The organism is Geomonas propionica, from assembly GCF_016458235.1.
Taxonomy (GTDB): domain Bacteria; phylum Desulfobacterota; class Desulfuromonadia; order Geobacterales; family Geobacteraceae; genus Geomonas; species Geomonas propionica.
In genome coordinates, this window is the sequence record NZ_JAEMHK010000004.1 from 107,463 (window position 1) to 132,250 (window position 24,788).

Below are 24,788 nucleotides of genomic sequence, written 5' to 3' on the forward strand. Positions count from 1 at the left end.
CCACACAGGAGAAACTACATGAAACGCAATCTCGCAAAATGTTTCGCACTCTTCGCCGCAGTCCTCATGCTGAGCGCCACGGTGATGGAAACAAGCGCACATGCCCGCGCCGCCGGCGGGCGCTCCATCGGCAGCCGCGGCTCCCGCAGCTACTCGACCCCGGGGACCACGTACCGCCAGTCCACCCCGTACCAGCAGCCGACCCCCTCGATGCAGCAACCGCAGATGCAGCAGCCGGCTGGTGGCGGCTTCCTGCGCAGCATGGCCGGCGGCATCGCGGGCGGCCTTCTGGGCGGCATGCTCTTCAGGGGGCTCGCCGGCGCGGGCGGGATGGGCTTCGGCGGCAGTGGCATCGGACTCTTCGAGATCATCCTGCTGGCGGGGATCGGCTACATGATCTACCGCATGGTGCGTAGGCGTCGCAGCGAGACCCCGCTGCAGAGCGTCTCGACCGGCTACGGCTCCGAGGGGTACGGCAGCTACCAGCAGCAGAGCATCCCGGCTTCCTACCGCGTCGAGGAGCCGTCGGGCAACGACGTCCAGACCGGGCTGTCGCACCTGCGCCAGATGGACCCGGGCTTCGACGAGGCCCGCTTCAAGGACCTGGTCATGGACAATTTCTTCAGGATCCAGGGAGGGTGGATGAACCGCGACCTGCAGGCGCTCTCGCCGCTTTTGACCCCGGAGATGCAGGGGGTCTTCCGCGAGGACGTCGAGCGCCTCTTGCGCGAGGGGCGGGTGAACCGGTTGGAGAACATCGCGGTGCGCAGCGTTGAGCTTGCCGAGGTGTGGCAGGAGGCGGGTCAGGATTACCTCACCACCCTCATCTACGCCAACCTGCTCGACTACACCACCGACGAGCGCGGCGCCGTGATCGAGGGGAGCAAGAGCGAGCCGGTGAAGTTCGAGGAGTACTGGACCTTCACCAGGCCGGTGGGCAACAACGGCTGGCGCCTGGCGGCCATAAACCAAAAACAAGGTTAAGGTTGAGGTCGAGATAACCTCACGATAAAAAGAAGGGCACCCCATTGATCAGGGTGCCCTTTTTTCGTGCCTACCTTAACCTTAACCTGCCCTTCTATCCAGCACCTCCCGGACCTTGTGCAGCAGCGTCATCGGCTGCACCGGCTTCATGATCAGGTCGACGCTGTCGTCGAAAACGCCGCGGGTTTTCATGAAGTCGGCGGTATAGCCGCTGGAGTAGAGCACCTTGGCGGCGGGATCGATCCTCCTGATCTCGTCGAAGGCTTCCCTGCCGTTTTTACCCGGCATGATCACGTCCATCAGGATCAGGTCGATCTTGCCGCGGTATTCCAGGAACTTCTGTACGCAGTCGCCGCCGTCTACCGCCAGCACGACCTGGTAGCCGTACTTCTTCAGCAGCGACTCGACCAGCCCCCTGACGCTGGCGTCGTCCTCGGCCACGAGGATCGTCTCGGTCCCGGGCGCCGGTGCGGCCGGATCGGGATCCGCGGCAAGCGTGCCGGCTGCGGTGGAGGCCTCGGGAAGGTAGATCTTGAAGGTGGTCCCCTCCCCCGGCTCGCTGTAGACGTTGATGAACCCCTTGTGCTGCTTGACGATGCCATAGACTATGGACATGCCGAGGCCGGTCCCCTTGCCCACCGCCTTGGTGGAGAAGAAGGGTTCGAAGATCCTCTCGCGGGTGCCCCGGTCCATACCGCTGCCGGAGTCGGAGACGATGACGCAGGCGTAGCGCCCCGGCGCGCCGTACCCCTGGGACCGGGCGTAGGCTTCGTCCACCTGCTGCCAGCAGGTCTCGATGGTCAGGGTGCCGCCGTCGGGCATGGCGTCGCGGGCGTTGGTGGCCAGGTTCATCAGGACCTGCTCCAGCTGGCTTCCGTCCGCGAAGACAACCAGCGGCTCCTGCGCGGGGATGAACTGCAGATCGACGTCCTCCCCGATGATGCGCAGCAGGAACTTTTGCACCTGCCCCACGAGCAGGTTCAGGTCCTGGGGACGCGGGTTGATGACCTGCTTGCGGCTGAAGGTGAGCAGCCCACCGGTGAGCTGGGAGCCGCGCTCGGCGGCCGCGATGATCTGGTCCACCTGCTCGTGCTGGTGGGTACCGAGCGAGTCGTCCATGCCGAGGAAGTTGCCGTACCCCACGATGACGGTCAGGATGTTGTTGAAATCATGGGCGATGCCGCCGGCCAGGTGCCCGATCGCCTCCATCTTCTGGGACTGCCTGAGCTGCTCCTCGAGGTGTTTCTTCTCGGTCTGGTCGCTGATCACGCAGGCGATCCTGGTGTTACCTCCCTGATCCTCGACCGGGGTGTAGGTCACCGTCACCGCACGCATGCCGCGTTCCGGGAAGGCTTGTTCCATCTCGAAGCGCACCGACTGCCCGGCCAGGCAGGCGTCCAGGTGGTGCTTGATCTGGGCGAAATGCTCCTCACCGACGACTTCGGGCACGGTCCGCCCCACCACCTGTTCCGTGGTGAGGTTGCGGTAGCGCAGGAAAGCCCCGTTGGCCATGCGGTAGCGGTAGTCGCGGTCCAGCACGCAGATGAGATCCCGGGAGCATTCGATCACCTTGAGGTACTCGAGCAGCAGCTCTTCGGAGCGCTTCCTCTCGGAGATATGCTGCGCCTGCTGCACGTTCTGCACGGCCATGCGGGAGAGCTGGGTGGCGATCTGGTCGAGCGCGTCGCAGACCTTGCCGAACTGGTCCCGGGACATCCGCTTCACGCGGGAGAGCGCCTCGCGGTAGGCGCTGCGGTCGGCGCCTATCTGGTCGGCATAGGCCGCCATCTGTTCCAGGTCGGCGTCCTCGTCCAGCACCTGCCCCACCAGCCAGTTGCCGACATGATGCCCCCCGACGCTGATGGTGGCGCAGCCGTCCCAAAGTCCGGCGCTCAGGCAGCGCTGCATCCGAAGGCCGACCTGCGCTGCCTGCCCCAGCTTAGCGTCGGACGCGATGCAGTTGGCGAGACCGCGCTCGCTCTTTCTGACCATATCGCGGCACAGGGAGCTGAAGTTACTGGGGCGGGTGACAGGGCGCCCCTCGGCGTCGGTGATGATGGAGGCCACGCCAATCGCCTCAGCGAAGGAGTCCTGGATCGCCTGCAGCTCGTCCAGGTCGAAAAGGTCCTCCATGGTGATGGCGTCGATGTGCACAATCGGCTCGGTCAGCACGGCCAGCCGATGCTCCAGCGCCTCTTCCATCCGCTTCCGCTCGGTGATGTCGCGCACCACAGCGTAGTCGTACCCGGTCCCCGCGTAGCTGAAGTAGTTGGCGGTAACCTCCACTGGCACCAGCCGGCCGTCCCGGGCCAGGTGCGTCGCCTCGAACTGGAGGCTCCCATGCCGCTTGAGCGACTCCCAGGTTTCCCGCCACAGCTCCTCGTCGCACCCCGGGCGCAGGTCGCCGATGCACATGGACCGGAACTCGACCTCGGAATATCCCAGCATCGCGGTAGCCGCCCCGTTCACCTCGCTGATACTGCCGTCGCGACGGATCCAGTACCCGGCGTCCTTCATGTTGTCCATGGCGAACTTCTTGAGGTTCAATACCTCGAGATGATTCATCGCCTCCAGCTCCTGCGCGGTACGGGAGCTGGCGATGCTGAGCAGTGTCTCGATCAGGGCGCGGTTTTGCAGCGGCGAGCGGCTCATGATACCGAGCAGGCCAGTCCCTTTGCCCTGGGCGTCCCAAAGCGGCACCGCCGCGTAACCTTGCACCGCCATGTCCCTCAACAAGTCGTCTCCGGGGAACAAGCCGGTCGCCCCCTCCGGATAGATGCAGAAGCTCTTCCCCACCACCGTTTCGCACGGAGTGCCGGCCAGGCGGTAGCTCACGTCCTTGCCGCCGCCCGACCGGTCGTAGAAGCCGCGGGTTTGGGCCGAGCGCCCATCCGGGTGGAGTTGGGCGACGAAGGCGAAGTCGACGTCGAGGGTGTTGGCGAGGTAACGGTTGATGCCGTAGAGAAGTTCGTCGCCGCGCTGCTTGGCGCCGGACTCGTTGATGAAAAAAAGGGTCTCCTCGATCATCTTCCGGTCCGCCGCCTGCCGGACCACCTCGGTGGTCTTCTTGCCCACCTGGAGGCGGAGCAGGATGATGAAGATGCCGGCGCCGGCCAGGAAAATGACTAGGCCGATCAGGGTGGGAGCCAGCCAGGGGGGGACCACGTGCAGGGAAGCGGCATCCCCGTGGGACCAGCGGTCCAGCGCTTTATGATAGGGAGAGCCTTCGGTGCCGCGCCAGCTTGCCAGGTAACGGTCCAGGGTGGCGAGCAGTTGCGCGTTGCTCCCCTTCCCGGAGGCGAGGAAGATGTCGAAGGGGTTGAAGATGATGCCGGAAGAGACCAGGCCGTACTGGTACTGCTTGGCAGCGCCGAAGGTGTTGTTCACCACGCCGGCGTCGACCTTGCCGGCGACCACCGCCTGGAAGATCTCCTCGAAGTTGCCGTATTCCACGAAGCGGCAGTTGATGCCGAATTTCTGCACCATGTTGCGGAAGCTCGCACCGTTGAAGTCGCGCTTCATCACGGCGACCCGTTTCCCCTCGACCTCCTTGATGCTGTTCAGGTTGGAGTTGCGCGGGACGTAGAGCTCCCCCCAGACGGTAAGTAGCGGCACCTTGCCGTAATCGAGGAACTGGGCGCGCTCGCTGGTCCAGGCCACGCTGGTGATGAGATCGACCTCCCCGTTTTTGACGCGGGAGATGCCGTCGGCCCAGTCGCCGTAGACGTACTCGACGCGCCACCCCTCTCGGCGCGCGATTTCGGCGAGGGTGTCGACGTAGAAGCCCTGGATGCTGCCGTCTTTCGCCTGGAAGATGCCGGGGTAGAAATTGAACGCGCCGATCCGCACCGTCTGCTGGGCGGCGACAGGGGTGATGTGGATGCCGAGCATGCCGAGGAGGCACGCGGCAAGGAGGATGAAAAGGCGGCGGCTAACGCGATGCACACAAACTCCGGATAAACCAGTCGCAGGGAGACGGGTCTGCCTTCCCGTCCCCCCTCCCTTCACCGGGGGAGCGGTTCGAAACAATGGGCATCGTACACCTCAAAAACGGCTGCTCCAAGCTCAAAAGCCACGGGGCCGGGAGCGACGGCCACGGCAGCGTCAGGGTTTCCCTTCGGCCGCGTTGAAGATCGCCGGGATATCGAGGATGAGGGCCACCGAGCCGTCGCCCAGGATGGTGGCGCCGGACATCCCCTCGACCTGCTGGTACATCCGCCCCAGGGACTTGATCACGGTCTGGTGCTCGCCGATTACCCAGTCCACCACGAGTCCCACCCGTTTCCCTTCCAGCTGGCAGATGACCACCTGCTGGATCGCGGGGGCCTTCCCCTCGATGCGGAACATCTTCCGGAGCGGGACGTACGGAACCAGCTTCTCGCGCACGAGGAGCAGGTCGCGGCCGTGCCCCTGTTCGATCTCCTTCTCGGTGAGCAGGATGCACTCGTCCACCATGGCCAGGGGCATCACGAAGCGGTCCTTGCCGATCTGCACCAGGAGGCTCTCGATGATGGCGAGCGTGAGCGGTATCTTCAGCGTGATGCAGGTGCCCCGGCCCGGCTCGCTCTTCACGTCGATACTGCCGCGCAGCCCCTCGATGGCCTGCTTGACCACGTCCATGCCGACGCCGCGCCCCGACACGCTGGTCACCTTGCTCGCGGTGGAGAAGCCGGGGGCGAAGATGAGCTGCCAGATCTCGCGGTCGGAGAGTTCCGCCCCCTGCGGGATGATCTTTCGCTCCAGGGCCTTCGCCCTGATGGCGTCCACGTTCAGACCGGCGCCGTCATCGCGAATGGTGATCAGCACGCTGTCGCCGGAGTGCACCGCCGCCAGGTGGATGTTGCCGCTTCGGGACTTGCCCTTGGCCAGGCGCTCTTCCGGGGTCTCCACGCCGTGGTCGATGCTGTTGCGGATGATGTGCACCAGGGGATCGTTCAGCTTCTCGATCACCGTCTTGTCGAGTTCGGTCTCGGCCCCTTCGGTAGTCAGTTCGATCTCCTTGCCAAGCTCCGCGGAGAGGTCACGGACCAGCCGCTTGAACTTGGAGAAGGTGGCGCCGATGGGGAGCATCCTGATGTCGAGTGCGTTGTCCCGCAGATCGTTGGTGAGCCGCTCCACCTCCTCGGCCACCGAGACCAGCTCGCCGTGGCGTTTCAGCTCCTGGGCCACCAGGCTCAGGCGCGCCTGCACCGTGACCAGTTCCCCGACCAGGTTCACCAGGAGGTCCAGTTTGTCGGCGCTGACCCGGATGCTTGAGGCGGCTTCCTGCCCCTGGCTCTGCACCTGCCGCTCCTGCCGGATCTCCTTGACGCGCTGCTGCTCCATTAGCGCCGAAGTGATGGTGGCCGCGTTGACGAGTCCCGCCTCCAGGGCCAGCTCGCCGAACTTCTTCTGTTTCCCCAGCAGCTCATCCATCTGCTGCTGCGTCAGGTCGCCGCGCTCCATCAGGATCTCGCCCAGCTTTTTGTAGCCGCCCCCGGCCTCGTCGCTGCTGCCGTCGTCGATGACCGTGATGCTCAGTTCGCAGGAGTCCACGACGAAGATGAAGACATCGTCGATGGCGTCCCTGCCCGCGCTGGTGCTCAAGATGACGTCCCAGAACAGGTAGCAGAGCTCCGGGTCGAGCGCGTCCAGGGGCTGCATGTCGCAGGTGTTGGCCACGACATGGCAGGGGCCGAGATCCTGCAGCTCGCGCAAGAGGCTCAACGGGTTCACGCCGCTTGCGAAAATGCCGGGCTCGGGCTTGAACCGGATCCGGTAGGTCACCACCTGCGCCGGCGCCGCGGCTTCCGGCTCCGGCGCGTCCGGCGCTCCCGACTTGGCGGCTTCCTTGGCGGCCGGCACCAGGGCGCGGAACCCCTTGATGACCTCGTCGTTTCTCCCCGCGTCGGCGGGGAGGCCGCTCTCCGAGGCCTCCAGCATGGCGAGGATACGGTCCCGGGCAGCGAGGCTCAGGTTGACCAGCTCCTTGCTGACCGAAAGCTCGCCGTTGCGCACCAGGTCGTACACCGTCTCCACGTTGTGGGTGAAGGAGGCGATGTCCTCGAAACCGAACATGGCCCCCGACCCCTTGATGGTGTGCATGGTCCGGAAGACCTTGCCGACGAGGCCGAGATCGGCGGGGTTATCCTCCATCTCGAGCAGCGCCTCTTCCAGATCCGCCAGTAGCTCCCTGGCCTCGTCCTTGAATGCCTGGGCAAAAGCGTCGCTCATATCGTCTCCGTTTCTATCCGCCAGATGCAGCTGCCATCGACGTCAACTGCGCACCCCTTGTGCCTGGGCATCCCCGCCTCCTCGGCTATGGCGGCAAGCACCTCGCTGCCGCCGGTAACCGTGCAGGGGATCCCCTGCTGCACCGAGGTCCTGTGGCAGCTGCACAAAAGCTGCAGCCCGGTCACATCGACCTCGGTCAGCCCGGCGAGGCTAAGCTCCACCGGCTTCCCCCCCGCGAACGCCTGCAAGAGCCGTTTCCTGAGCTCGCCCACGTTCCCTATGGTCATCTCACCCGTGAAGGAGACCAGCGTGCGGTCTTTCTTCTTGGAGATCTTCACTTGTGCCGCTTCCATGCCCGCCTCGTTGCAAGGCCGGGCGGCACAGAGAGCCGCCCGGCACGTCGTGGTTAGAACCTCTCGAAGTCGCTGTCGCCGTCCATGTCGGCCAGCACGAGGTCATGCCCCATGGCCTTCTTGGTCTGCGTCGCCGGCCTCTGCTTCACCTGCTTCACCTCGCCTCTCGCCACCGACTTGGTGAGCTGCTTGGGCGCCGCATGGCGCTCGCCGGCCGCCATGTCCACCCTGAAGAAGGAGATGGTCGACTGCAGCTGCTCCGACTGCGAGGAAAGTTCCTCTGCGGTCGATGCCATTTCCTCGCTGGCCGAGGCGTTTTGCTGGATCACCTGGTCGAGCTGCTGGATCGCCTTGTTGATCTGCTGCGCCCCGGTATCCTGCTCCTTGCTGGAGGCGTTGATCTCCTGCACCAGCTCGGCGGTCTTCTGGATGTCCGGCAGGATGGCGGAAAGCATCTCCCCGGCCCGCTCGGCAACCTCGACGCTCGACACGGAGAGCTCCGAGATCTCGCCCGCGGCGACCTGGCTCCGCTCGGCGAGCTTTCTCACCTCGGAAGCGACCACCGCGAAGCCCTTGCCGTGCTCGCCGGCGCGGGCCGCCTCGATGGCCGCGTTCAGGGCCAGCATGTTGGTCTGGCGCGCGATCTCCTCGATGATGGAGATCTTGCCGGCGATGTCCTTCATCGCCTGCACCGTCTCTGCAACCGCCTTGCCCCCTTCCTTGGCGTCGTCGGCGGATTTGACCGCAATCTTCTCGGTCTGCTGTGCGTTGTCCGCGTTCTGCCTGATGTTGGCGCTCATCTCCTCCATGGAGGAGGATGCCTCTTCGGCCGCCGCCGCCTGCTGCGAGGCGCCCTGCGACATCGACTGAGCGTTGGCGGAGAGCTGGACGCTGCCGCTGGCCACGTTGTCCGCAGCCCCCTTCACCTCGGTCACCACCTCGGTGATCTTGCCCACCATGTTGGAGAGCGCGTGGATCAGCTCGTCCTGCGGGCTCCTCTCCTTCAGGGAGACCATCAGGTTGCCGTTGGAGACCTCCTTGGCCGCGTCGGTGATCTTGTTGATCGCCTCGATCAGCATGTTCAGGTTGGTCTTGATCAGGTTGTACTGCCCCTTGTACTCGGTCGCGATGGCCGGGGGCATGTCCCCCTTGGCGATGCGGTCCACGTGGTCGGCGGTGACCATGAGCGGGTTCACGATGTTGGTCACGGTGTCGTTCACGCCCGCAACCAGCTTGTTCCACCCCCCCACGAACAGGGAGGCGTCGGCGCGCTTGTCCAGTTCGCCGTCGGCCGCCGCCCTGATAATGACGTCGGTCTGCGCCAGCAGTTCGTTCATCATCTTGACCACGGCGTTCAGGTTGTCCTTGATGATGTTGTACTGCCCCTTGTACTCGGTGACGATGGCCGGCGGGATGACCCCCTTGGCGACCTTGTCCACGTAGTCGGCCGTCACCATGAGCGGGTTCACGATGTTGGTGACGATGTTGTTCACCCCGAGCACCAGTTCCTTCCAGCCGCCGATGAAGAGGTCGGCGTTGGCGCGCTGGTCAAGCTGCCCGTCGGCCGCCGCCTGCACCACCTTGTTCGCCTCGACGAGGAGGTTGTTCATGATGTCGATGCAGTTGTTGAGGTTCAGCTTTATCTCGTTGAAGTCGCCGTTGTAGTTGTCGGTGATCCTCGGCGGGATGTCCCCCTTGGAGATGCGGTCCACGTACTCCGCCGCCACGTTCAGGGGACCTATCACCGCGTCCAGCGTCTCGTTCACGCCGGCGACGATCTTTCTGAAGTCCCCCTCGTGTTTGGTCGCGTCGGCGCGGGTGGCGAGCTTGCCGGCCACCGCCGCCTGCACCAGCATGTCGGCGTCGGCGATGAGCGCTTTCAGGTTCGCGCGCACCTGCTCGATGGTGTCGTTGATGAACGCCTTCTTGCCCGGGAACTTCTCCAGTTCCGCCTCGAAGTTGCCGCGGCCGAACTCGGCGAGGCAGGCCATGGCCTTCTTCTTCACCGAGATATGGCCGTTCACCATGTTGTTCACGCCCGCCGCCATCTGGCGGTAGACGCCCTGGTAGTTGTCCGCGGCGATCTGGACGTCGATGTCGCCCAGGTCGTGCTGAGTCGACATGTTGTTCATGTCCGCGATGAGCGCGTCGAGGGTTTCGATGCAGACGTTCAGGTTGTTCTTGATCTCGTTGAAGTCGCCGTTGTAGCTGTCGGTGATCCTCGGCGGGATGTCCCCCTTGGAGATCCGGTCCACGTACTCGGCGGCCACGTTCAGGGGGCCGATCACCGCGTCGAGGGTGTCGTTCACGCCCGAGACGATCTTCCTGAAATCCCCCTGGTGCTTGGTCGCGTCGGCGCGGGTGGCGAGCCTGCCGGCCACCGCAGCCTGTACCAGCATGTCGGCGTCGGACACCAGGGCGTTCACCGCGTCGATGCAGACGTTCAGGTTGTTCTTGATTTCGTTGAAGTCGCCGTTGTAGCTGTCCGTGATCTTCGGCGGGACGTCCCCCTTGGAGATCCGGTCCACGTACTCGGCCGCCACGTTCAGGGGACCGATTACCGCGTCCAGGGTGTCGTTCACGCCGGCCACCACCTTCTGGAAGTCCCCCTGGTGCTTGGAGGCGTCGGCGCGGGTGGCGAGCTTCCCTGCGATGGCCGCGTCGGAGAGCATGGCGGCGTCGGAGACCAGCGCCTTGATGGAATCCACCATCTTCTGCATGGCGGCCATGACCGAATCACCGTGCTTCCCGTTCAGGTCGATGGCGACGCTCATGTCACCCGCAGCCACGCGGTTGGCGACCTCGCCCACTTCCTTGGGATCGGCCCCCAGCTGGCGCTGCACGATCCTGGTGATGAAGAGCCCGAGCCCGATGGCGAGCGCCATGCCGACCACGATCAGCACCAGCATGATCTTGGTGGCCGATGTGGCCAGTTCGGCGTTGCCGTCGGCGGTGAGCTTCGCCTGCTTCAGCTTGGCGTCGACCAGCTTGTCGATGGCGTCCTGCTCCATCCTGGAGAATTTGGCGCCGTCGCCGGTCATGAGTGCGGTGGCCTCGTTGTCGCGGTTGGCAAGCGCCAGCCGGACGATCTGGTCGATGATCGGTTCGTAGCCGGCGCGGGCCTGCTTGAACTCCTGGTAGAGCTTGCGCCCTTCGTCGGTCAGGATGGTCTTCTCGAACTCGCCGGCGGCCTTGTCCATCTCGCCGCGCAGCATCTTGATCCGCTCCACCTTGGCCTGCTCCTCTTGCGGCGTTTTCGCCGTGAGCAGGTCCCTGAGGTTGACGCGGATGCGCTGGAAGGTGGTGGAAACGTCCTGCAGGTGCGCGATCGGTATGGTGATCTTCTCGTACAGCTTGCTGTCGGCAGCCTCGATGTTGTGGATCTCCCGGATACCGAAGTATCCGATCGCCCCGGCGATGACGGCTATCGCGATGAAACCCGTCATCAGCTTTGCCCCCAGCTTCAAATCATAGAACCACTTCATGCCTTCCTCCTTGTGCCCTGCGTTATTGAAGCGTTATCCCGTCCAGTCCAGGTAAGCTGCCAAAATCAAATCGTTTGCGACCCCAGCACGTATTCCAGGCTCTGCAGCAGCATCTGGCGCGCACCCTTCACTACCGGCTGGTCGTGCCCGGAATAGATGCTCTGGATCTTCATCGCGGCCAGCCGTTTCAGGCCATCGACGTATTCGCAGCAGTAGCTTCCTCCCGCCGCAATCACCTTTACCTGGGTGTCGCCGCTGAAAAGCGCCTGCAGCGAGGGAGCGTACAGGCAGATGGAGTCGCCGGAATGCCCCGGGGTGTGCAGCACTTCGAGATAGTCGTCCCCCGCCTTCAAGAACTGCCGGTCGTGCAGCGTCTCGTCCACAAAGGGGCCGTCGCCGTAGGCGAAGACCCTGCAGCCGAAGGCCTCCTTCACCGCGGCGACGCCGGCGCTGTGGTCGAAGTGGTTGTGGGTCAGCACCACCTGCTGCACCGGCTCCTTGCCGAATCCCGTCGAGAGCTCCCGTATCTGGTCCAGGATGAAGCCGTCCACCCCCGGGTCGACGAGGGTGTTGACGTCCTCGATCCGGTTCCAGTCCCCGAGGATGAGATAGGAGTTGCAACTGTAGGTCGCGGAATTTTTCCTCAGGGGCACGATCTTCACCGGCTACCCTCCCACTTTCTTGAACAGCTGCGCGTCAGGCACCACCTGCTCGAACAGGTGCGCCACCTCGGCCGGCAGTTTCTGGGTGTTTTCGGTGGCGAGGTAGCCGCCCGGTGCCAGGGCTTGGTGGAACATCTTGAAGACCTCGACCCGCTCCTGGTACTGGAAATGAAGCAGCACGTTCTTGCAGACCACCAGGCAGTAGTCGCCCCCGGGCGCCTTCAGGGTGAGGAGGTCGTGGTACTGGAAATTGACCCGGTCGCGCAAAAGCTGCACCACCCGGTGCTGCCCCGGTTGTTCCGCCGGCTCGAAATACTTGTCGAAGAGTTCCGCGGGGGTACGCTGCAGTTCCTCGTAGGGGTAGGTGGCGGCCCTGACCACGTCGCCGAAGTTGTTGGCGCTGTCGTAGTCGGTGGCGTCGATGCGAAGGTTCTTGAAGCCGAAGGAATTCATCTTCTGGGCGAAGATCATGGCCAGGGTGTAGGTTTCCTGCCCCAGGGCGCAGCCGGCGTCCCAGATCTTGATGCGGCTTCTCCCCATCGCGTAGCCGATCATGTGGTCGGCAGCGTATTCAAGGGTGGGCTGATCCCGCATGAAGAAGGTGAAGGCCATGGCACTCTCCTGACAGGGGTGTAGAGGTTAGCGAAGCGCTTGCTGCCAAACCTCCCATGACAAGGTTTATCGGAGCCTCACCTCAATTCCTTGAATAGGCGTTTACGTTAACTGGATTATATTATTTTAATTCACCTAAATGACCCCGTTTTGTCAGTGCCCCCCTCCGCCGTGACTGAGATAAAGAGCCCAATGACTGTGCCTGGACAGGATCAGCCAATAAAAAAAGCCCCGTCTCCTTGTGGAGGCGGGGCTTTCCGGTTACGCGGCGGTTGCAGTCGCCGCTATTTCTTGGGCTCGTCCTTCTTCGCCACGGTCATGGCGTCGTTGAGAAGCTTGACACCCGCCTTGGAGGCGGCGATGGAGCCGGTCAGGGACTCGCGGGCGAGGTCGGGGTTGTGGAAGCCGTCGGAGTTCTCGGCGGTCCAGTATTCCCACAAGACGTGCGCCTCTTCATGCTTGGCGCGCGCCGTGTCCAGGACGGTCGGGGCGACCCCCATGCGCTGTGCCGCGGCGTAGGTGTCGATCAGCTGCCCCAGCCAGTACTCGGCCTTGCGCATCTTGCCCTTGACGTAGTTCTGCGCCGCGTCGATCTCGTAGCTCTTCTTGGCCACGCTGTCTTTGGGATGGCAGCCCAGGCACGCCTCCTTGACGTGGTTCTTGGGACGGATCACGCCGTGCGAGGAGAACTTCTTGCCGTTTTTGTCCTTCTTCTGGGGCATGTGGCACTGGTGGCACTGCACACCTGCCTTGTCGTGTACGCTCCCCGCGTAGGTCTCGGTTTCGGGGTGCTGGAACTTGATCAGGCGCGCGCCGGTGATGGCGTGCTTGAAGTCGAAGAAGTCGAGGTCCTGGTAGTGCTTCAAAAGCTGCAGCGAGTTCTTGAGCGGGAAGTGGTTGGTGCGCAGGTCTTCGTACTTCACCGGCTTGCCGTCGCTCCACTGGGTCCCCGCGTTGCAGTTGTACTCCACGTGGCACTGGGCGCACATCATCCTGGAGTCGGTCTTTTGCATGATGCCGATCTTCCTGAAGCCCCGGAAGTCGATCACCTTCAGGTCGGTGGCGCCGTTCTTGGCGAAGATGTTCCCCTTGGGGTCCTTCTCGATGGCCTGGATCAGCGCGTCGCGCACCACGCGCGGCTGGGTGCCGTGCGGGTCGTGGCAGTGCACGCAGCCGAGCGGATTGTTGGTGTCCTTGGCCACGTCGACGATGTTGGAGGTGCGGTCCCACTTCGCCTTGGGATCCTTGTCACCCATGAACTTCCACTTCAACAGGTGGTCGGAGGTCTTGCACTGGATGCAGGTCGGGTTGCCCGCCATGGCGGTTTCCGGGAGCTTCTTGCCGGTGTCGGTCAATACGTCCCAGGTCTTGCCGGTGGAGGTCACGCCCTGCCACCCTTTCTTGAACTGGAAGCGCCCCCCCTGGAAGCGGTCCACAGCGAACTGGTCGATGACCATGAAGGCATGGCCGCGCGGCTCGTCGTGCTCGATGGTGAAGCCGTGGCCGGCCAGAAGCTTGTCCTGCATCGGCGAGCGCCCGGTCGGGGTCCCCTTCTCCTTCCTGGCCGCGGCCTCATAGTTCACCTCGAAGAAGCTGTCGTACTGCGCCTTGTGACATTTGCCGCACAGCGCCTGGTCGATGACGGTGACCGGCTTGTTCTTCTCCGGGTCGCTCATGTGCGCGTCCAGCTTGTCGTGGCACACCTTGCAGGATAGCTTGGCGTGCTTGGAGCCCTCCTTGAGCGCCTTCACCTCGTCATGACAGTCGTAGCACTTGGCCCTGCCGTCGTTGGCGACCTGCACCGGCTTGCTTTTGGCCGCCGTCGTCAGGGCGGGGATGGACAAGAGCGTGATCGCACCGGCGATCGCCGCAGTTACAGCCAGGTTCTTCTTGAGCATCGTTTCCTCCTCCAGTGGTTGATAAATTCCGGCAAAAAGCGCCGATTGCAGATTCAAAACGCGCCACATTCATGCACGAAACACTCGGGAAAAGATTTGACGGAAGTCAAATTTGTTCAGATTGCAGCGCTCACAGTATCAGATGGTAGCAATATTATTGGCAATGAGCAGTAGCCCTGACAGAGAGATCTGCCCCATGTTGCAAAAGGAAGGCATCCCTTATCCCTGATCGGAACAGGATGAGTAAAATTGAAACGCTATGAGTGTAGCCGTTAAATTGTGCTATGCAAGGAGCTGATATGACTGAGGCGGGGACAGGCAATGACTGTATATGTGGAAGGTCGGCGGGGACGGGCGCCTTCCCGCCGCCGGGCGCGGCGGGAAGGCGGGCGCATCAGCCGCCTAAGGCGCGCCGCAGCGCCCCCAGCAAATCTTCGGGTTTGACCGGCTTTTGCAGGTAGGCGCCGCCGCCACAGAGCCCCTTCTCGGACATGACATCGGCGGGATAACCGCTCATGAAGATGACGGGAAGCCCCGGCGCCAACTGCCGCACCTGCTCGCACAGCTCCCGGCCGTTCATGCGCGGCATGATCACGTCGCTCAAAAGTACCTGCACGCGCTCCCGGTTCTGCCGGTACAGCTCCAGCGCCTCGTGGCCGTTGCGGGCGGTCATGACGCGGTAGCCGTGGCGCTCCAACAAAAGCCGGGTCATGTCGCGCACCGTCTCCTCGTCCTCGACCAGGAGCAGCGTGCCGCTCCCCGCGCTCAAGCGCTCCTCGCACTCCTCGCGCTGCCGGCAGGGGCGCTCCCCGGACAGCGGGAGGTAGATCCGGAAGCTGGTGCCGGCCCCGGGCTCGCTCTGCATGCAGAGGGCGCCGTTGTGCTTTTTGATGATGCCGTAGCAGGAGGAGAGCCCGAGGCCGGTCCCCTTACCCACCTCCTTGGTGGTGAAGAAGGGCTCGAATACCCGTTCCTGCACCTCCTTCGCCATCCCGGTGCCGTTGTCCGAGACGGTGATCAGGGCGTAGCGGCCGTCGGGAAGATCCTCCCCCTCCAGTTCCGCGGTGTCGGTGCGGATATCGAGGATGCCGCCCCCGGGCATGGCGTCGCGCGCGTTCACCGCCAGGTTGATCAGCACCTGCTCCAGTTGCCCGCGGTCGGCGATACAGCAAAGCTCTTCGCCCGCTATCCGCACCACCAGTTCGATATCCTCGCTGATCAGCCGCGACAGGCTTTTCTGCAGCTCCGCCACCAGCCGGTTCAGGTCCACCGTCTCCAGGTGCACCTCCTGCTTGCGGCTGAAGGCCAGGAGGCTCCGGGTCATTTCAGCGGCGCGCTCCACCGAGAGCAGTATCTCCCCGGCCATGCCAGCGGCTTCGCTTTCTTCCCCGTTGATCTGGATCAGCGAGGCGTAGCCGGCGATGACGGTGAGGATGTTGTTGAAGTCGTGGGCGATGCCGCCGGCCAGGGTGCCGATCGCCTCCATCTTTTGCGACTGGCGCAGCTGCTCCTCCAGGAGCTTGCGCTCGCTCACGTCCTTGATCAGGCAGGCGACGCGCTCCACGCGGTCGCCGTCGAAGACCGGGGAGAAGGTGACCAGCACATCGCGTTTTCCTTTGTCCAGGTAATGGTAGCTGTCCTCGTAGCTCACCTCGCTGCCGGCGAAGCAGGCGTCGACCTGCGGCTTGATCCGGGCGAAGGTCTCGGCCCCGATCACCTCGGGGAGGGTGCGGCCGATCAGGTCCGGGAACAGGCTTTTGCGGCTGTCGCGGTAGGCCTCGTTGGCCATGAGGTAACGGTAGTCGCGATCGAAGACGTAAATGAAGTCCCCGGTGCACTCGAAGACCTTGCGGTACTCCATGAGCCGCTGCTGGGCGCGGTTCAGCTCCTGGACCTTCTGCTCCAGCGTCCGGTTCACCAGCACCAGTTCCTGGTACAGCGTCCGATGCTCGCCCTGTACCGGGTGGGTAAACATCCCGTATTCCATCCCCTGCTGATCTGAGCCTGGCACTATCCCTCCACGAGGACCTTCATTTCACAATAAAAAACTGCAGGGGCGCCGGCACCGGCACCCGAAAGGGGTGAAGAAATGCTCACTCATGCTCCCGGGCCCGCCCAGCCGTAGAGGGCGAGCGCCGCGCAGTTGGCAAGGACGGTCAGGCGGAACAGCACCAGGAAGGAACCCTTTTGCGTCTTGTGGTGCAGCGCGCGTTGCGCCAGGACCGCCCCCGGCCACCCGCCCAAGAGGGCCGCCAGGTGCAGGGTACGCTCGCGGACCCTGCGCATGCCGCGTAGCGCGGCCTGCTTGTCGAGGGCGTACAGGAGAAAGGCCAGGAGGCTCGCGAGCAGGTAGGCGAAAAGAAGCGCCGCCGGGAAAAGCCCCAGCCGGACCAGCGCGGCAAGCAGCAGCAAAGAGGCGGGACCCCAAAGGTAGGAAGGTGGCTTCCGGTGCTCTCGTGCCTCGGCGTATCCCATCGATGGTGCTCCAGGCTGCCGCCGCACCGCGACAGAGCCGTCAAATCAAACGCGTTCCAGGTAGTAAACGTCGTCCGCAGTCGGTGCGCGGACGGTAAGGTGGGTAATGACGGGGAGCCTGCCTGGTATTGGAGAGATAGGCGGGCCTCGCTTCTTATACAAGATGGCAACACCAGTTTCAAGCACTATTGCCGGAGTTCTTCATCCGTCCCAACTGACGATGAAAAGGAAAACGCCTTCCTCTGAAGTCGAGATTAGACAAATTGAATAGCTAAAAAACGCCAATGCGTGGCATAATACGCCGCACGGGCCAGGCGATTGTCGTGACTGAAGTTCTGCCGGTCCAGTGAAAAGGTTTTCCCGCTAAAAGTTCTCAAGAGCGGCAAGGTTTTCTCCGATGATGAAACTAATCACTTCATCCTGTTTGCCAAAGGTCTGCACCCTATGACAGAGCTGCGACAGTATTATCGGGCCCCCTCTTCCAAAAAGGTCGAACTGGTGCACCACGGCCAGTCCCTGACCGGCGTCCTGGAGAACATCTCGTTCAACGGCGCCCTGCTCCACCTGGGCCACGCCGCGGCACTCGCCGGCGGGACCGGGTGTCTGTTGCGCATCCAGCTCGACCCTGACCCCGCACTCCGCCCCCCCCTGCAGATCTGGACCGAGGTGGTGCACGTCAACGACGAACTGCTCGGTGTTAAGTTCGTGGACCACGACGTGGACGGCAGCGGCTGCATAGCCCTCCTGATGGAGTTGATGCGGGAAGAACCCGGCCAGGACCGGGACGAGGTGGACCGCATCCGCGGCTACCTGGCCGACTACTGCAACACCCCGTAAGCCCGGGCGCACCACCGCGCGCCCCGCGAGGATGGCACCATGAAACCTCACCAAAGAGCCTGGAGCAGGGGGTGGGCCGCCCTGCTCGCGCTGGCCCTGACCGTCGCGCTGGCTCACCCCGCCCTGGCCAACGAGCCTGTCTCCCTCCAGCTCAAGTGGCTGCACCACTTCCAGTTCGCCGGCTACTACGCCGCGCTCGAGAAGGGTTTCTACCGTGAAGCCGGGCTCGACGTCACCATCCGCGAGGGGGGACCCGACGTAGAGGTCGAGGACGAGGTCACCTCCGGGCGCGCCGACTTCGGCGTGGGTACCTCGGCGCTCTTGCTGCACCGCGCCCACGGCGACGACCTCGTGGTGCTGGGCCAGATCTTCCAGCACTCCCCCGCCATACTGCTCACCCCGCGCAAGACCGGCATCCAGAAGGTGGCCGACATGAAGGGCCGCCGCTTCATGTACTCCAACCAGCACGGCGACATGCTCACCCTGCTCAAGAACAACGGCATCGAGGAGAAGGACATCGTCAAGGTGGAGCACCGCGGCGACGCCCGCGACCTCATCGCCGGCAAGGCCGACGTGATGATGGCCTACAACTTCAACGAGCCCTATATCCTGGAGCAGGCCGGCGAGCCCTACCTGGTCTTTTCCCCGCTCACCTACGGCATCGACTTCTACGGCGACAACTTCTTCACCACCCGCGCCATGGTCACCCAGCGTCCGGCGTTTGTGAAGGCCTTCCGGGAGGCGACCATCAAGGGGTGGCGCTACGCCCTGTCGCACAAAGCGGAGATCGCCGACCTCATCCTCGCCAAGTACTCACGGGAGCGCAGCCGCGAGTGGCTCATCTTCGAGGCAAACCAGATGGAGGCGCTGATCCAGCCCACCCTGGTCGAGGTCGGCTACCAGAGTCCCACCCGCTGGCGCCACATCGCTGACACCTTTGCCAGCATGAAGATGCTCCCCGCCGGCTTCGACCCCACCGGCATCATCTACGATGCCGCGCCCGGTGGCAACTACCGGCTTCTCCTGGGTGCGCTGCTGGTCTGCGCCGCCGTGATCGCGGTCCTTTGCACCATCGTCATGAAGTTCCGGCAGCTGAACGCGGTGCTCCAGGCGGAGGTCGGGGAGCGCAAGGCTGCCGAAGCGGCCCTGAAGGAGAGCGAGGAGCAACTGAGGGTGATCTTCGAGACCTCCCAGGCCGGCATCATCATGGTCGATCCGCAGGGGATCATCCGCTTCGCCAACAACCGCATGGCCGAGATGTTCGGCTGCAGCATGGAGCAACTGATCGGCTCCAGCTACATAAGCCACCTGCACCCGGAACAGCTAGCGGAGGGGAGCGAGCTGATGCGACGCCTGGTGGCAGGCGAGGTAAAGGGAACCTCTACCGAGCGTCACTACCTGTGCGGCACCGGGGGGTACTTCTGGGGCTACCTCTCGGGCCGGAGGTTGGAGGCGCCGGACGGGTCGCTCAGGGCCCTGGTGGGGATCATCTCCGACATCACCGACCGGATCGAGGCGGAGCAGGCGCGCGGCAAGGCGCTCATGCTGGTCGAGACGCTCCTGGCCCAGTCCCCCATGGGGATCGTGGTCTTCGACGGCGAGAGCGGCCAATGCATCAGGGCGAACCAGGCCTCGGCCGACATCATCGGCGGCAGCGTTACCGAACTGCTGCGGCAAAACTTCAGGCAGATCGCCTCCTGGCGCGGAGAGGGAGGCATACTGCAGCAGGCGGAGCCGGTCCTCGCCGACGGCGCCGCGCGGGCGCTGGAGACGGAAATGACATCCACCTTCGGCAAGGAGCTCACCCTGCGCTGCTACCTGGCCCGTTTCCAGGTCGAGGAGCGGGCACACCTTTTGGTGATGGTGCAGGACATCACCGAGGAGAAGCGCCTGGACCGCGAGAACAAACGCATCGAGGCGCAGATGCTCAACATGCAGAAGCTGGAGAGCCTGGGGGTCCTGGCCGGCGGCATCGCCCACGATTTCAACAACATCCTCACCGGCATCGTGGGGAACATCAGTTTCGCCCAGATGGTGCTGGAGAAGGAGCACAAGGCCAAGGGGCCGCTGGGCAAGGCGGAAAAGGCGTGCCAGAGGGCGGCGGAACTGGCGGGGCAGCTGTTGACCTTCGCGCGCGGTGGCCAGCCCATCAAGAAGGCTTTTTCCGTGAAGCAGCTGGCCGCCGAATCGCTCTCCTTGGTGCTGCGGGGGACCAACGTCAAGGGGAGGATCGAGATACCCGATACGCTGGACATCGTCGAGGCGGACGAAGGGCAGATGAATCAGGCCTTCAACAACATCATCATCAACGCGGTGCACGCCATGCCCGGCGGCGGCACCCTGACCATCGCCGGCAAAAACGAGCGCCTGGAGCCGGAGAACCGGCTCGGGCTCGCGCCGGGGAACTACGTACGGCTCGACATCAGCGACGAGGGGTGCGGCATATCGGAGAGCGACCTGAAGAAGATCTTCGACCCCTACTTCACCACCAAGGCGAGCGGCACCGGCCTCGGGCTCGCCTCGACCCATTCCATCGTGACCAGGCATGGCGGGGTAATCCTGGCCGATTCATCCCTGGGGCGCGGCACCACCTTCACCATCTATCTTCCTTCGCTGGGGCAAAGCGCGGGGCGGCTCGCCAAAGAGCAGGAGACGGCCCACGCCCCTGCCGGGGGGGGGAGCGTGGTGGTGATGGACGACGAGGAGCTGATCAGGGATCTCACCGGCGCCATGCTGGACCAGTTGGGGTACCGCGCCACCACCTGCTGCGATGGGAGCGAGGCGGTGGAGTTGTACCGCGCGGCGCGGCAAAAGGGGGAGCGTTACGATGCCGTGATCATGGACCTGACCATTCCCGGCGGCATGGGAGGGAAGGAGGCGGCGCAGCGCATCCTGGAGCTGGACCCGCAGGCGTGCCTGATCGTTTCCAGCGGTTATTCCAACGACCCGGTCATGTCCGAGTACCAAAAGCACGGCTTCCGCGCCACGCTCAGCAAACCCTACACCGTGAAGGAGGTCGCGCGGGTGTTGCGGGAGGTGCTCCCGCCGCCCGCCGGCACGGACTAGCCCGCCTGGGGCGGCCCCAAAAGCGCCGACAGCTTCGGGATTTCCCGTGCGTGCGCCAGCACCAGCACCTCGTCCCCCGGCTCAAGCACCAGGCTCCCGCGCGGCACGATCAACCTCCCGCCCCGGATCACCGCGGCGACCACGCTCTCGGCCGGAAGGGCGAGTTCCATGATGGAGCGCCCCGCCGCCCCGGAGCGGGGGTGCACCTTCTCCTCCACCAGCGAGTATTCCCCCTTCCTGAGCTTCAGCATCGTGATCATCTCGCCCAGCGACATCTCCTCGGCGATCAGGTGGGAGAGTATGTCCGCCTGGTTCAGCGCCACGTCCACGCCAAGCTTCGGGGTGAAGAGCCAGAGGTGTTTCGGATCGTTCACCCGGGCGATCACCCGGCGCACCCGGAACTCGGCGTGCGCGAGCCCCGCCACCACCAGGTTCACCTCGTCGGAACCGGTCACCGCCGCCACAGCGTCGGCATCGCGCACCCCGGCCTCTTCCAGTATGCGCGGGTCGCAGCCGCTCCCCTCAAGCACCTGCACCCCTTCGAGCTCGTCGCAAAGTTCCCCGCACAGCTCGCGCCGCTCCTCGACCACAAGCACCCGCTTCCCCCCCCGCGCGAGGAGCCGCGCCAAGTGTGCACCTACCTTGCCACCCCCGACGATGATCACGAACATTGCGCCCTCCTTATGCCAGGCCGAGCAGGTGCTTGAGCCTTTGCGAAGATGAGGTGAGTAGGGCCAGGTGCACCTGGTCCCCGAGTTGGAACAGGGTGCCGGGCGTCGGGATGAGCGTCCTCCCCTGCCTGGTGACCGCGACCACCATGATCTCCCCGACGAGGGTCAGCTCCTGGACGCTGCGGCCGGCCAGCAGCGGCGGCAGCTCGACCTGCACCAGCTCCACCTCGCCGCCGCCGAGGCTCTCCACCTGCTCCACCGGCGAGTAGCACAAAAGCTCGATGATGCGCCCCACTCCCCAGGTCACGTGCGAGAGGGTGGGAATCCCCAGGCGCCGGTAGGCCTCCGCCTTGCCCGGGTCGTAGAGCCGGGCCACCACGCGGGGCACCTTGAACAGGAGCCTCGCCGCCCGCGCGCTGACCGCGTTTACCTCGTCGCTCGCGGTGAGGGCGGCCAGGGCGTCGGCGCTCTCGATGCCGGCCTGCACCAGCGCCTCCCGGTCAAAGCCCATCCCGGTCACCCGGTTCCCGGTAAAGGAGGGGGAGAGGCGTTCGAAGGCAGCCTCATCGCGGTCCACCACTGCCACCTCGATGCCGCGCCCGGACAACTCCCCGGCCAGCGCGGCGCCCAGCCTGCCGCAGCCAATAACGATCACTTTCATGTGGTACCTCCAGGTGCTCCCGTGGCCGCACGCTGCGCCCCCCGCTTCCTCAGCCACCGTTTGCGCCCTTCCTCGGCGAGGAAGATCAGCACGGGATAACAGGCGATCCCCCCCCACAAGTAGGCCGGCAGGGGCGCCACCTCGAACAGGCGCTGCAGCGGTGGGAGATAGATGAGGGCGAGACAGAACAGAAGCTGCACCGCGATGCCGGCGACGAGGAGGCGGTTGCCGAACATGCCGATGCGCAGCACGGAAAGCCGTTCGCTGCGGCAGCACCAGGCGTTCCCAATCTGCGCTCCGATCACGCCGGCGAAGAACATTGTGCTGGCCAGGACATAGACCTGACCGTCCGCCGAGAGAAGGCGCTCGTGGTACGGGACGAGATCGAGACGCGGCAGGTGGCGCAGGTCGGCATAACCGTAGTCGCGGTACACGAGGAAAAAGCCGAACAGGCAGCAAAGCGCCATCAGCGACCCGAGCCAGACCAGGGAGCGCATCAGCAGCGCCCGGTTCACCAGCCGCTCGCTGCGGGGGCGCGGCGGCCGCTCCATGATCCCCGGCTCCGGGGGCTCGGTGCCGAGGGCGAGCGCCGGGAGGATGTCCGCCCCGAGGTCAATGGCGAGCACCTGCATCACGGTGAGGGCGAGCGGGACGTTGAGCGTTATCTGCAGGATGAAGGGCCAAGCCTCGGCCATGTTGCTGGTGAAAATGTAGGTGACGAACTTCCTGATGTTGGCGTAGACGGCGCGCCCCTCTTCGATGGTGTTGACGATGGAGGCGAAGTTGTCGTCCAGCAGGATCATGTCGGCCGCTTCCTTGGCCACGTCGGTCCCGGAAAGCCCCATGGCGACCCCGATATCGGCCTTTTTCAGGGCCGGCGCGTCGTTGACGCCGTCGCCGGTAACCGCGACAATCTCGCCTTTTTGCTGCAGCGCGCTCACCACGCGCAGCTTGTGCTCCGGTGAGACCCGGGCGAAGATCACCGCGCCGGACAGGGCCTGGTCCAGGGCAGGGGCGTCCAGGACGTCGAGCTCGACGCCGCTCACCACCCGGCATGGCTCGTCGGGGCCGAACACGCCGATACGCCGCGCCACGCTCTCCGCGGTAAGGCCGTAATCGCCAGTCACCATGATCACCCTGATCCCGGCGTTGCGGCATTTCTGCACCGCGCTCGCCACCTCCGGGCGGGGCGGATCGTTCATCGCCACCAGCCCGAGCAGGGTGAGCCCGTTCTCCACGCTCTGCGCAGTGTACTCGGTCATGCCCGAAGGCAGGCTCCGTTCCGCCACGGCCAGCACGCGGTACCCCTGGCGCGCGTAGACGTCCACCTGGGCGAGCACCCCGGCCGCCAATGCCGCATCCAGCGGCAGCGTCTCCCCCTCCCGTACCAACGAGCCGCACAGGGCCGTCACCTCGGCTGGCGCTCCCTTGACGAAGGCGGTCTCCCCCTCCCCCTCGCGGTGTACGCTGGTCATCCTCTTGCGGACCGAGTCGAAGGGGATCTCGCGCAGCCGGGGTAGGAGTCTTCCCTCCCGTTCCGGGTCGACCCCGCCCTTCAGCGCCGCCACGATGAGCGCCCCCTCGGTAGGATCGCCGATGATGCGCCAGGGCTCCCCCTCCCCCTGCGGTTCGACCAGCCGGGCATCGTTGCACAGGGCCGCGGCGGTGAGCAGACGCAGAAGGTCGGCGCTCGGGGCTCCCTGGCCGATCTCCCCGCGCGGGGCGTACCCCACTCCGGAAACCTGGTGCGCGGCGCTGTCCACCCAGATCTCGCGCACCGTCATCTCGTTCTGGGTCAGGGTCCCGGTCTTGTCGGTGCAGATCACGGTGCAGCAGCCAAGTGCCTCCACCGAAGACAGCTTCTTCACCAGTGCGTTGCGCTGCGCCATGCGCTGCACGGCGATGGCCAGGGAGAGGGAGACCGTGGGGAGCAGTCCCTCCGGCACGAAGGCGACCACCATGCCCACGGCAAAGATGAAGCCTGTGTGCAGCTCGCGCCCCAGCACCACCACCGAGAGCACAAAGAAGATGGTGCCGATGGCTAACGCCAGTGCGGTGACCACCCGGGTCATCCTGTCTATCTCTACCTGTAGTGGCGACGGGGTTTCCGAGGTGGCCGTGGCCAGGTGGGCGATGCGGCCGAACTCGGTGCGCATGCCGGTGGCGCATACAATCGCACGGCCGGTCCCGGCCACGGCGGAGGTGCCGGCGAAGATGAGGTTGGGAAGTTCGGTGCGCGACAGAGGCTGGCCGGAGAGGGGGTCCGCACTCTTGCGGGCGGGGTGCGCTTCGCCCGAGAGGGTGGACTGGTCCACGCGCAGGTCCCACTCCTCGATGACGCGGGCGTCGGCACTGATGCGATCGCCGGGATTGACCAGGACCAAATCCCCGGGGACCAGCTCACGAGCCTGGATCTGCCGCTCCGCCCCGTCCCGCAGCACGGTCGCCTGGGCCGGCAACAGCTTCTGCAGCGCCTCGACCGCCTGCTCGGCGCGGAACTCCTGCCAGAAGGAAAAGACGGCGTTGATGAAGACCACGGACCAGATGGCGACGGCCAACTCCGGCGTGCCGCCCAGCCAGGCCATGGCGCCTCCCCCCCAGAGCAAGAGCGCCATGGGGTGGCTGAAGTCGGCGAGCAGTTTCAGGTAGAGGGGTTTCGCAACGGCGGCGCGGATGGTGTTGGGGCCATAGCGGGCAAGGCGGCCCGCGGCCTCCGGTGCGGATAGCCCGGCGGCTGATGTCCCCAAGCGATCAAGGAGCTCCGGCACCGGCAGTTCATGCCAGGGGAGGTCGTCATGCAGCTGGTTATGAGCACCATTCATCGTCACGCCCCGGTCACCGCCGCGGGCGGGGCCGAGATCACAAGGACAT

The 24,788-nt window shown here is 64.7% G+C and carries 15 protein-coding genes; 3 read left to right on the top strand and 12 right to left on the bottom strand.

The window, feature by feature from the left end:
- The first annotated feature begins 18 nt into the window (after window positions 1-18).
- Window positions 19-984, top strand: coding sequence for a Tim44 domain-containing protein (locus tag JFN90_RS06980; RefSeq protein WP_199394396.1), 966 nt, complete (start codon window positions 19-21; stop codon window positions 982-984).
- A gap of 81 nt (window positions 985-1,065) precedes the next feature.
- Here the strand turns inward: JFN90_RS06980 and JFN90_RS06985 are convergent, their stop codons facing one another.
- The 9 genes from JFN90_RS06985 to JFN90_RS07025 all read right to left on the bottom strand — a co-directional run bounded on the left by JFN90_RS06985 (window position 1,066) and on the right by JFN90_RS07025 (window position 16,682).
- Window positions 1,066-4,929, bottom strand: a complete 3,864-nt coding sequence (locus JFN90_RS06985) for a PocR ligand-binding domain-containing protein (RefSeq protein ID WP_328755402.1) — start codon at window positions 4,927-4,929, stop codon at window positions 1,066-1,068.
- 159 nt (window positions 4,930-5,088) lie between these two features.
- Window positions 5,089-7,197, bottom strand: coding sequence for a chemotaxis protein CheA (locus JFN90_RS06990; RefSeq protein ID WP_199394397.1), 2,109 nt, complete (start codon window positions 7,195-7,197; stop codon window positions 5,089-5,091).
- Window positions 7,194-7,550, bottom strand: a complete 357-nt coding sequence (locus JFN90_RS06995; RefSeq protein ID WP_199394398.1) for an STAS domain-containing protein — start codon at window positions 7,548-7,550, stop codon at window positions 7,194-7,196. The genes JFN90_RS06990 and JFN90_RS06995 overlap by 4 nt, the downstream gene beginning before the upstream one ends.
- A 53-nt stretch (window positions 7,551-7,603) precedes the next feature.
- A complete protein-coding gene (locus JFN90_RS07000) occupies window positions 7,604-11,035 on the bottom strand; it encodes an MCP four helix bundle domain-containing protein (protein ID WP_199394399.1) in 3,432 nt (1,143 codons plus the stop codon).
- Window positions 11,036-11,100: 65 nt separating this feature from the next.
- Window positions 11,101-11,697, bottom strand: a complete 597-nt coding sequence (locus JFN90_RS07005) for an MBL fold metallo-hydrolase (protein ID WP_199394400.1) — start codon at window positions 11,695-11,697, stop codon at window positions 11,101-11,103.
- Between the two features lie 3 nt (window positions 11,698-11,700).
- Window positions 11,701-12,309 (bottom strand): CheR family methyltransferase, encoded by a 609-nt coding sequence (locus JFN90_RS07010; protein ID WP_199394401.1) that lies wholly within the window; start codon window positions 12,307-12,309, stop codon window positions 11,701-11,703.
- Window positions 12,310-12,593: 284 nt separating this feature from the next.
- Window positions 12,594-14,207 (bottom strand): ammonia-forming cytochrome c nitrite reductase subunit c552, encoded by a 1,614-nt coding sequence (locus tag JFN90_RS07015; protein WP_199394402.1) that lies wholly within the window; start codon window positions 14,205-14,207, stop codon window positions 12,594-12,596.
- Between the two features lie 394 nt (window positions 14,208-14,601).
- Entirely contained in the window at window positions 14,602-16,218 is a 1,617-nt protein-coding gene (locus tag JFN90_RS07020) for a PAS domain-containing sensor histidine kinase (RefSeq protein ID WP_328755404.1), read from the bottom strand.
- A gap of 86 nt (window positions 16,219-16,304) precedes the next feature.
- Window positions 16,305-16,682, bottom strand: a complete 378-nt coding sequence (locus tag JFN90_RS07025; protein ID WP_199394403.1) for a DUF1294 domain-containing protein — start codon at window positions 16,680-16,682, stop codon at window positions 16,305-16,307.
- A gap of 444 nt (window positions 16,683-17,126) precedes the next feature.
- On the opposite strand from JFN90_RS07025, the gene JFN90_RS07030 reads away from it, so the two are divergent.
- Both JFN90_RS07030 and JFN90_RS07035 read left to right on the top strand, forming a co-directional pair.
- A complete protein-coding gene (locus JFN90_RS07030; protein ID WP_199394404.1) occupies window positions 17,127-17,519 on the top strand; it encodes a PilZ domain-containing protein in 393 nt (130 codons plus the stop codon).
- A gap of 39 nt (window positions 17,520-17,558) precedes the next feature.
- Window positions 17,559-20,585, top strand: coding sequence for an ABC transporter substrate-binding protein (locus JFN90_RS07035; RefSeq protein ID WP_199394405.1), 3,027 nt, complete (start codon window positions 17,559-17,561; stop codon window positions 20,583-20,585).
- Here the strand turns inward: JFN90_RS07035 and JFN90_RS07040 are convergent.
- From JFN90_RS07040 to JFN90_RS07050, 3 genes are read right to left on the bottom strand one after another with little or no spacing between them, the layout of a single operon-like run.
- Window positions 20,582-21,256 carry a potassium channel family protein gene (locus JFN90_RS07040; RefSeq protein ID WP_199394406.1) on the bottom strand — a complete coding sequence of 225 codons (675 nt, stop codon included), beginning with the start codon at window positions 21,254-21,256 and terminating at the stop codon, window positions 20,582-20,584. The genes JFN90_RS07035 and JFN90_RS07040 overlap by 4 nt on opposite strands.
- A 10-nt stretch (window positions 21,257-21,266) precedes the next feature.
- A complete protein-coding gene (locus JFN90_RS07045; RefSeq protein WP_199394407.1) occupies window positions 21,267-21,917 on the bottom strand; it encodes a potassium channel family protein in 651 nt (216 codons plus the stop codon).
- A complete protein-coding gene (locus JFN90_RS07050; RefSeq protein ID WP_199394408.1) occupies window positions 21,914-24,739 on the bottom strand; it encodes a cation-translocating P-type ATPase in 2,826 nt (941 codons plus the stop codon). Before JFN90_RS07050 ends, JFN90_RS07045 begins: the two co-directional genes overlap by 4 nt.
- Window positions 24,740-24,788 lie beyond the last annotated feature (49 nt).

What these genes read in the sequence shown, in the direction of transcription:
- JFN90_RS07015 (WP_199394402.1), bottom strand. Translation starts at nt 14,207, where the DNA reads ATGCTCAAGAAGAACCTGGCTGTAACTGCGGCGATCGCCGGTGCGATC.
- JFN90_RS06995 (WP_199394398.1), bottom strand. Translation starts at nt 7,550, where the DNA reads ATGGAAGCGGCACAAGTGAAGATCTCCAAGAAGAAAGACCGCACGCTG.
- JFN90_RS06990 (WP_199394397.1), bottom strand. Translation starts at nt 7,197, where the DNA reads ATGAGCGACGCTTTTGCCCAGGCATTCAAGGACGAGGCCAGGGAGCTA.
- JFN90_RS07010 (WP_199394401.1), bottom strand. Translation starts at nt 12,309, where the DNA reads ATGGCCTTCACCTTCTTCATGCGGGATCAGCCCACCCTTGAATACGCT.
- JFN90_RS07050 (WP_199394408.1), bottom strand. Translation starts at nt 24,739, where the DNA reads ATGAATGGTGCTCATAACCAGCTGCATGACGACCTCCCCTGGCATGAA.
- JFN90_RS07030 (WP_199394404.1), top strand. Translation starts at nt 17,127, where the DNA reads ATGACAGAGCTGCGACAGTATTATCGGGCCCCCTCTTCCAAAAAGGTC.
- JFN90_RS06980 (WP_199394396.1), top strand. Translation starts at nt 19, where the DNA reads ATGAAACGCAATCTCGCAAAATGTTTCGCACTCTTCGCCGCAGTCCTC.
- JFN90_RS07025 (WP_199394403.1), bottom strand. Translation starts at nt 16,682, where the DNA reads ATGGGATACGCCGAGGCACGAGAGCACCGGAAGCCACCTTCCTACCTT.
- JFN90_RS07045 (WP_199394407.1), bottom strand. Translation starts at nt 21,917, where the DNA reads ATGAAAGTGATCGTTATTGGCTGCGGCAGGCTGGGCGCCGCGCTGGCC.
- JFN90_RS07035 (WP_199394405.1), top strand. Translation starts at nt 17,559, where the DNA reads ATGAAACCTCACCAAAGAGCCTGGAGCAGGGGGTGGGCCGCCCTGCTC.
- JFN90_RS07040 (WP_199394406.1), bottom strand. Translation starts at nt 21,256, where the DNA reads ATGTTCGTGATCATCGTCGGGGGTGGCAAGGTAGGTGCACACTTGGCG.
- JFN90_RS07000 (WP_199394399.1), bottom strand. Translation starts at nt 11,035, where the DNA reads ATGAAGTGGTTCTATGATTTGAAGCTGGGGGCAAAGCTGATGACGGGT.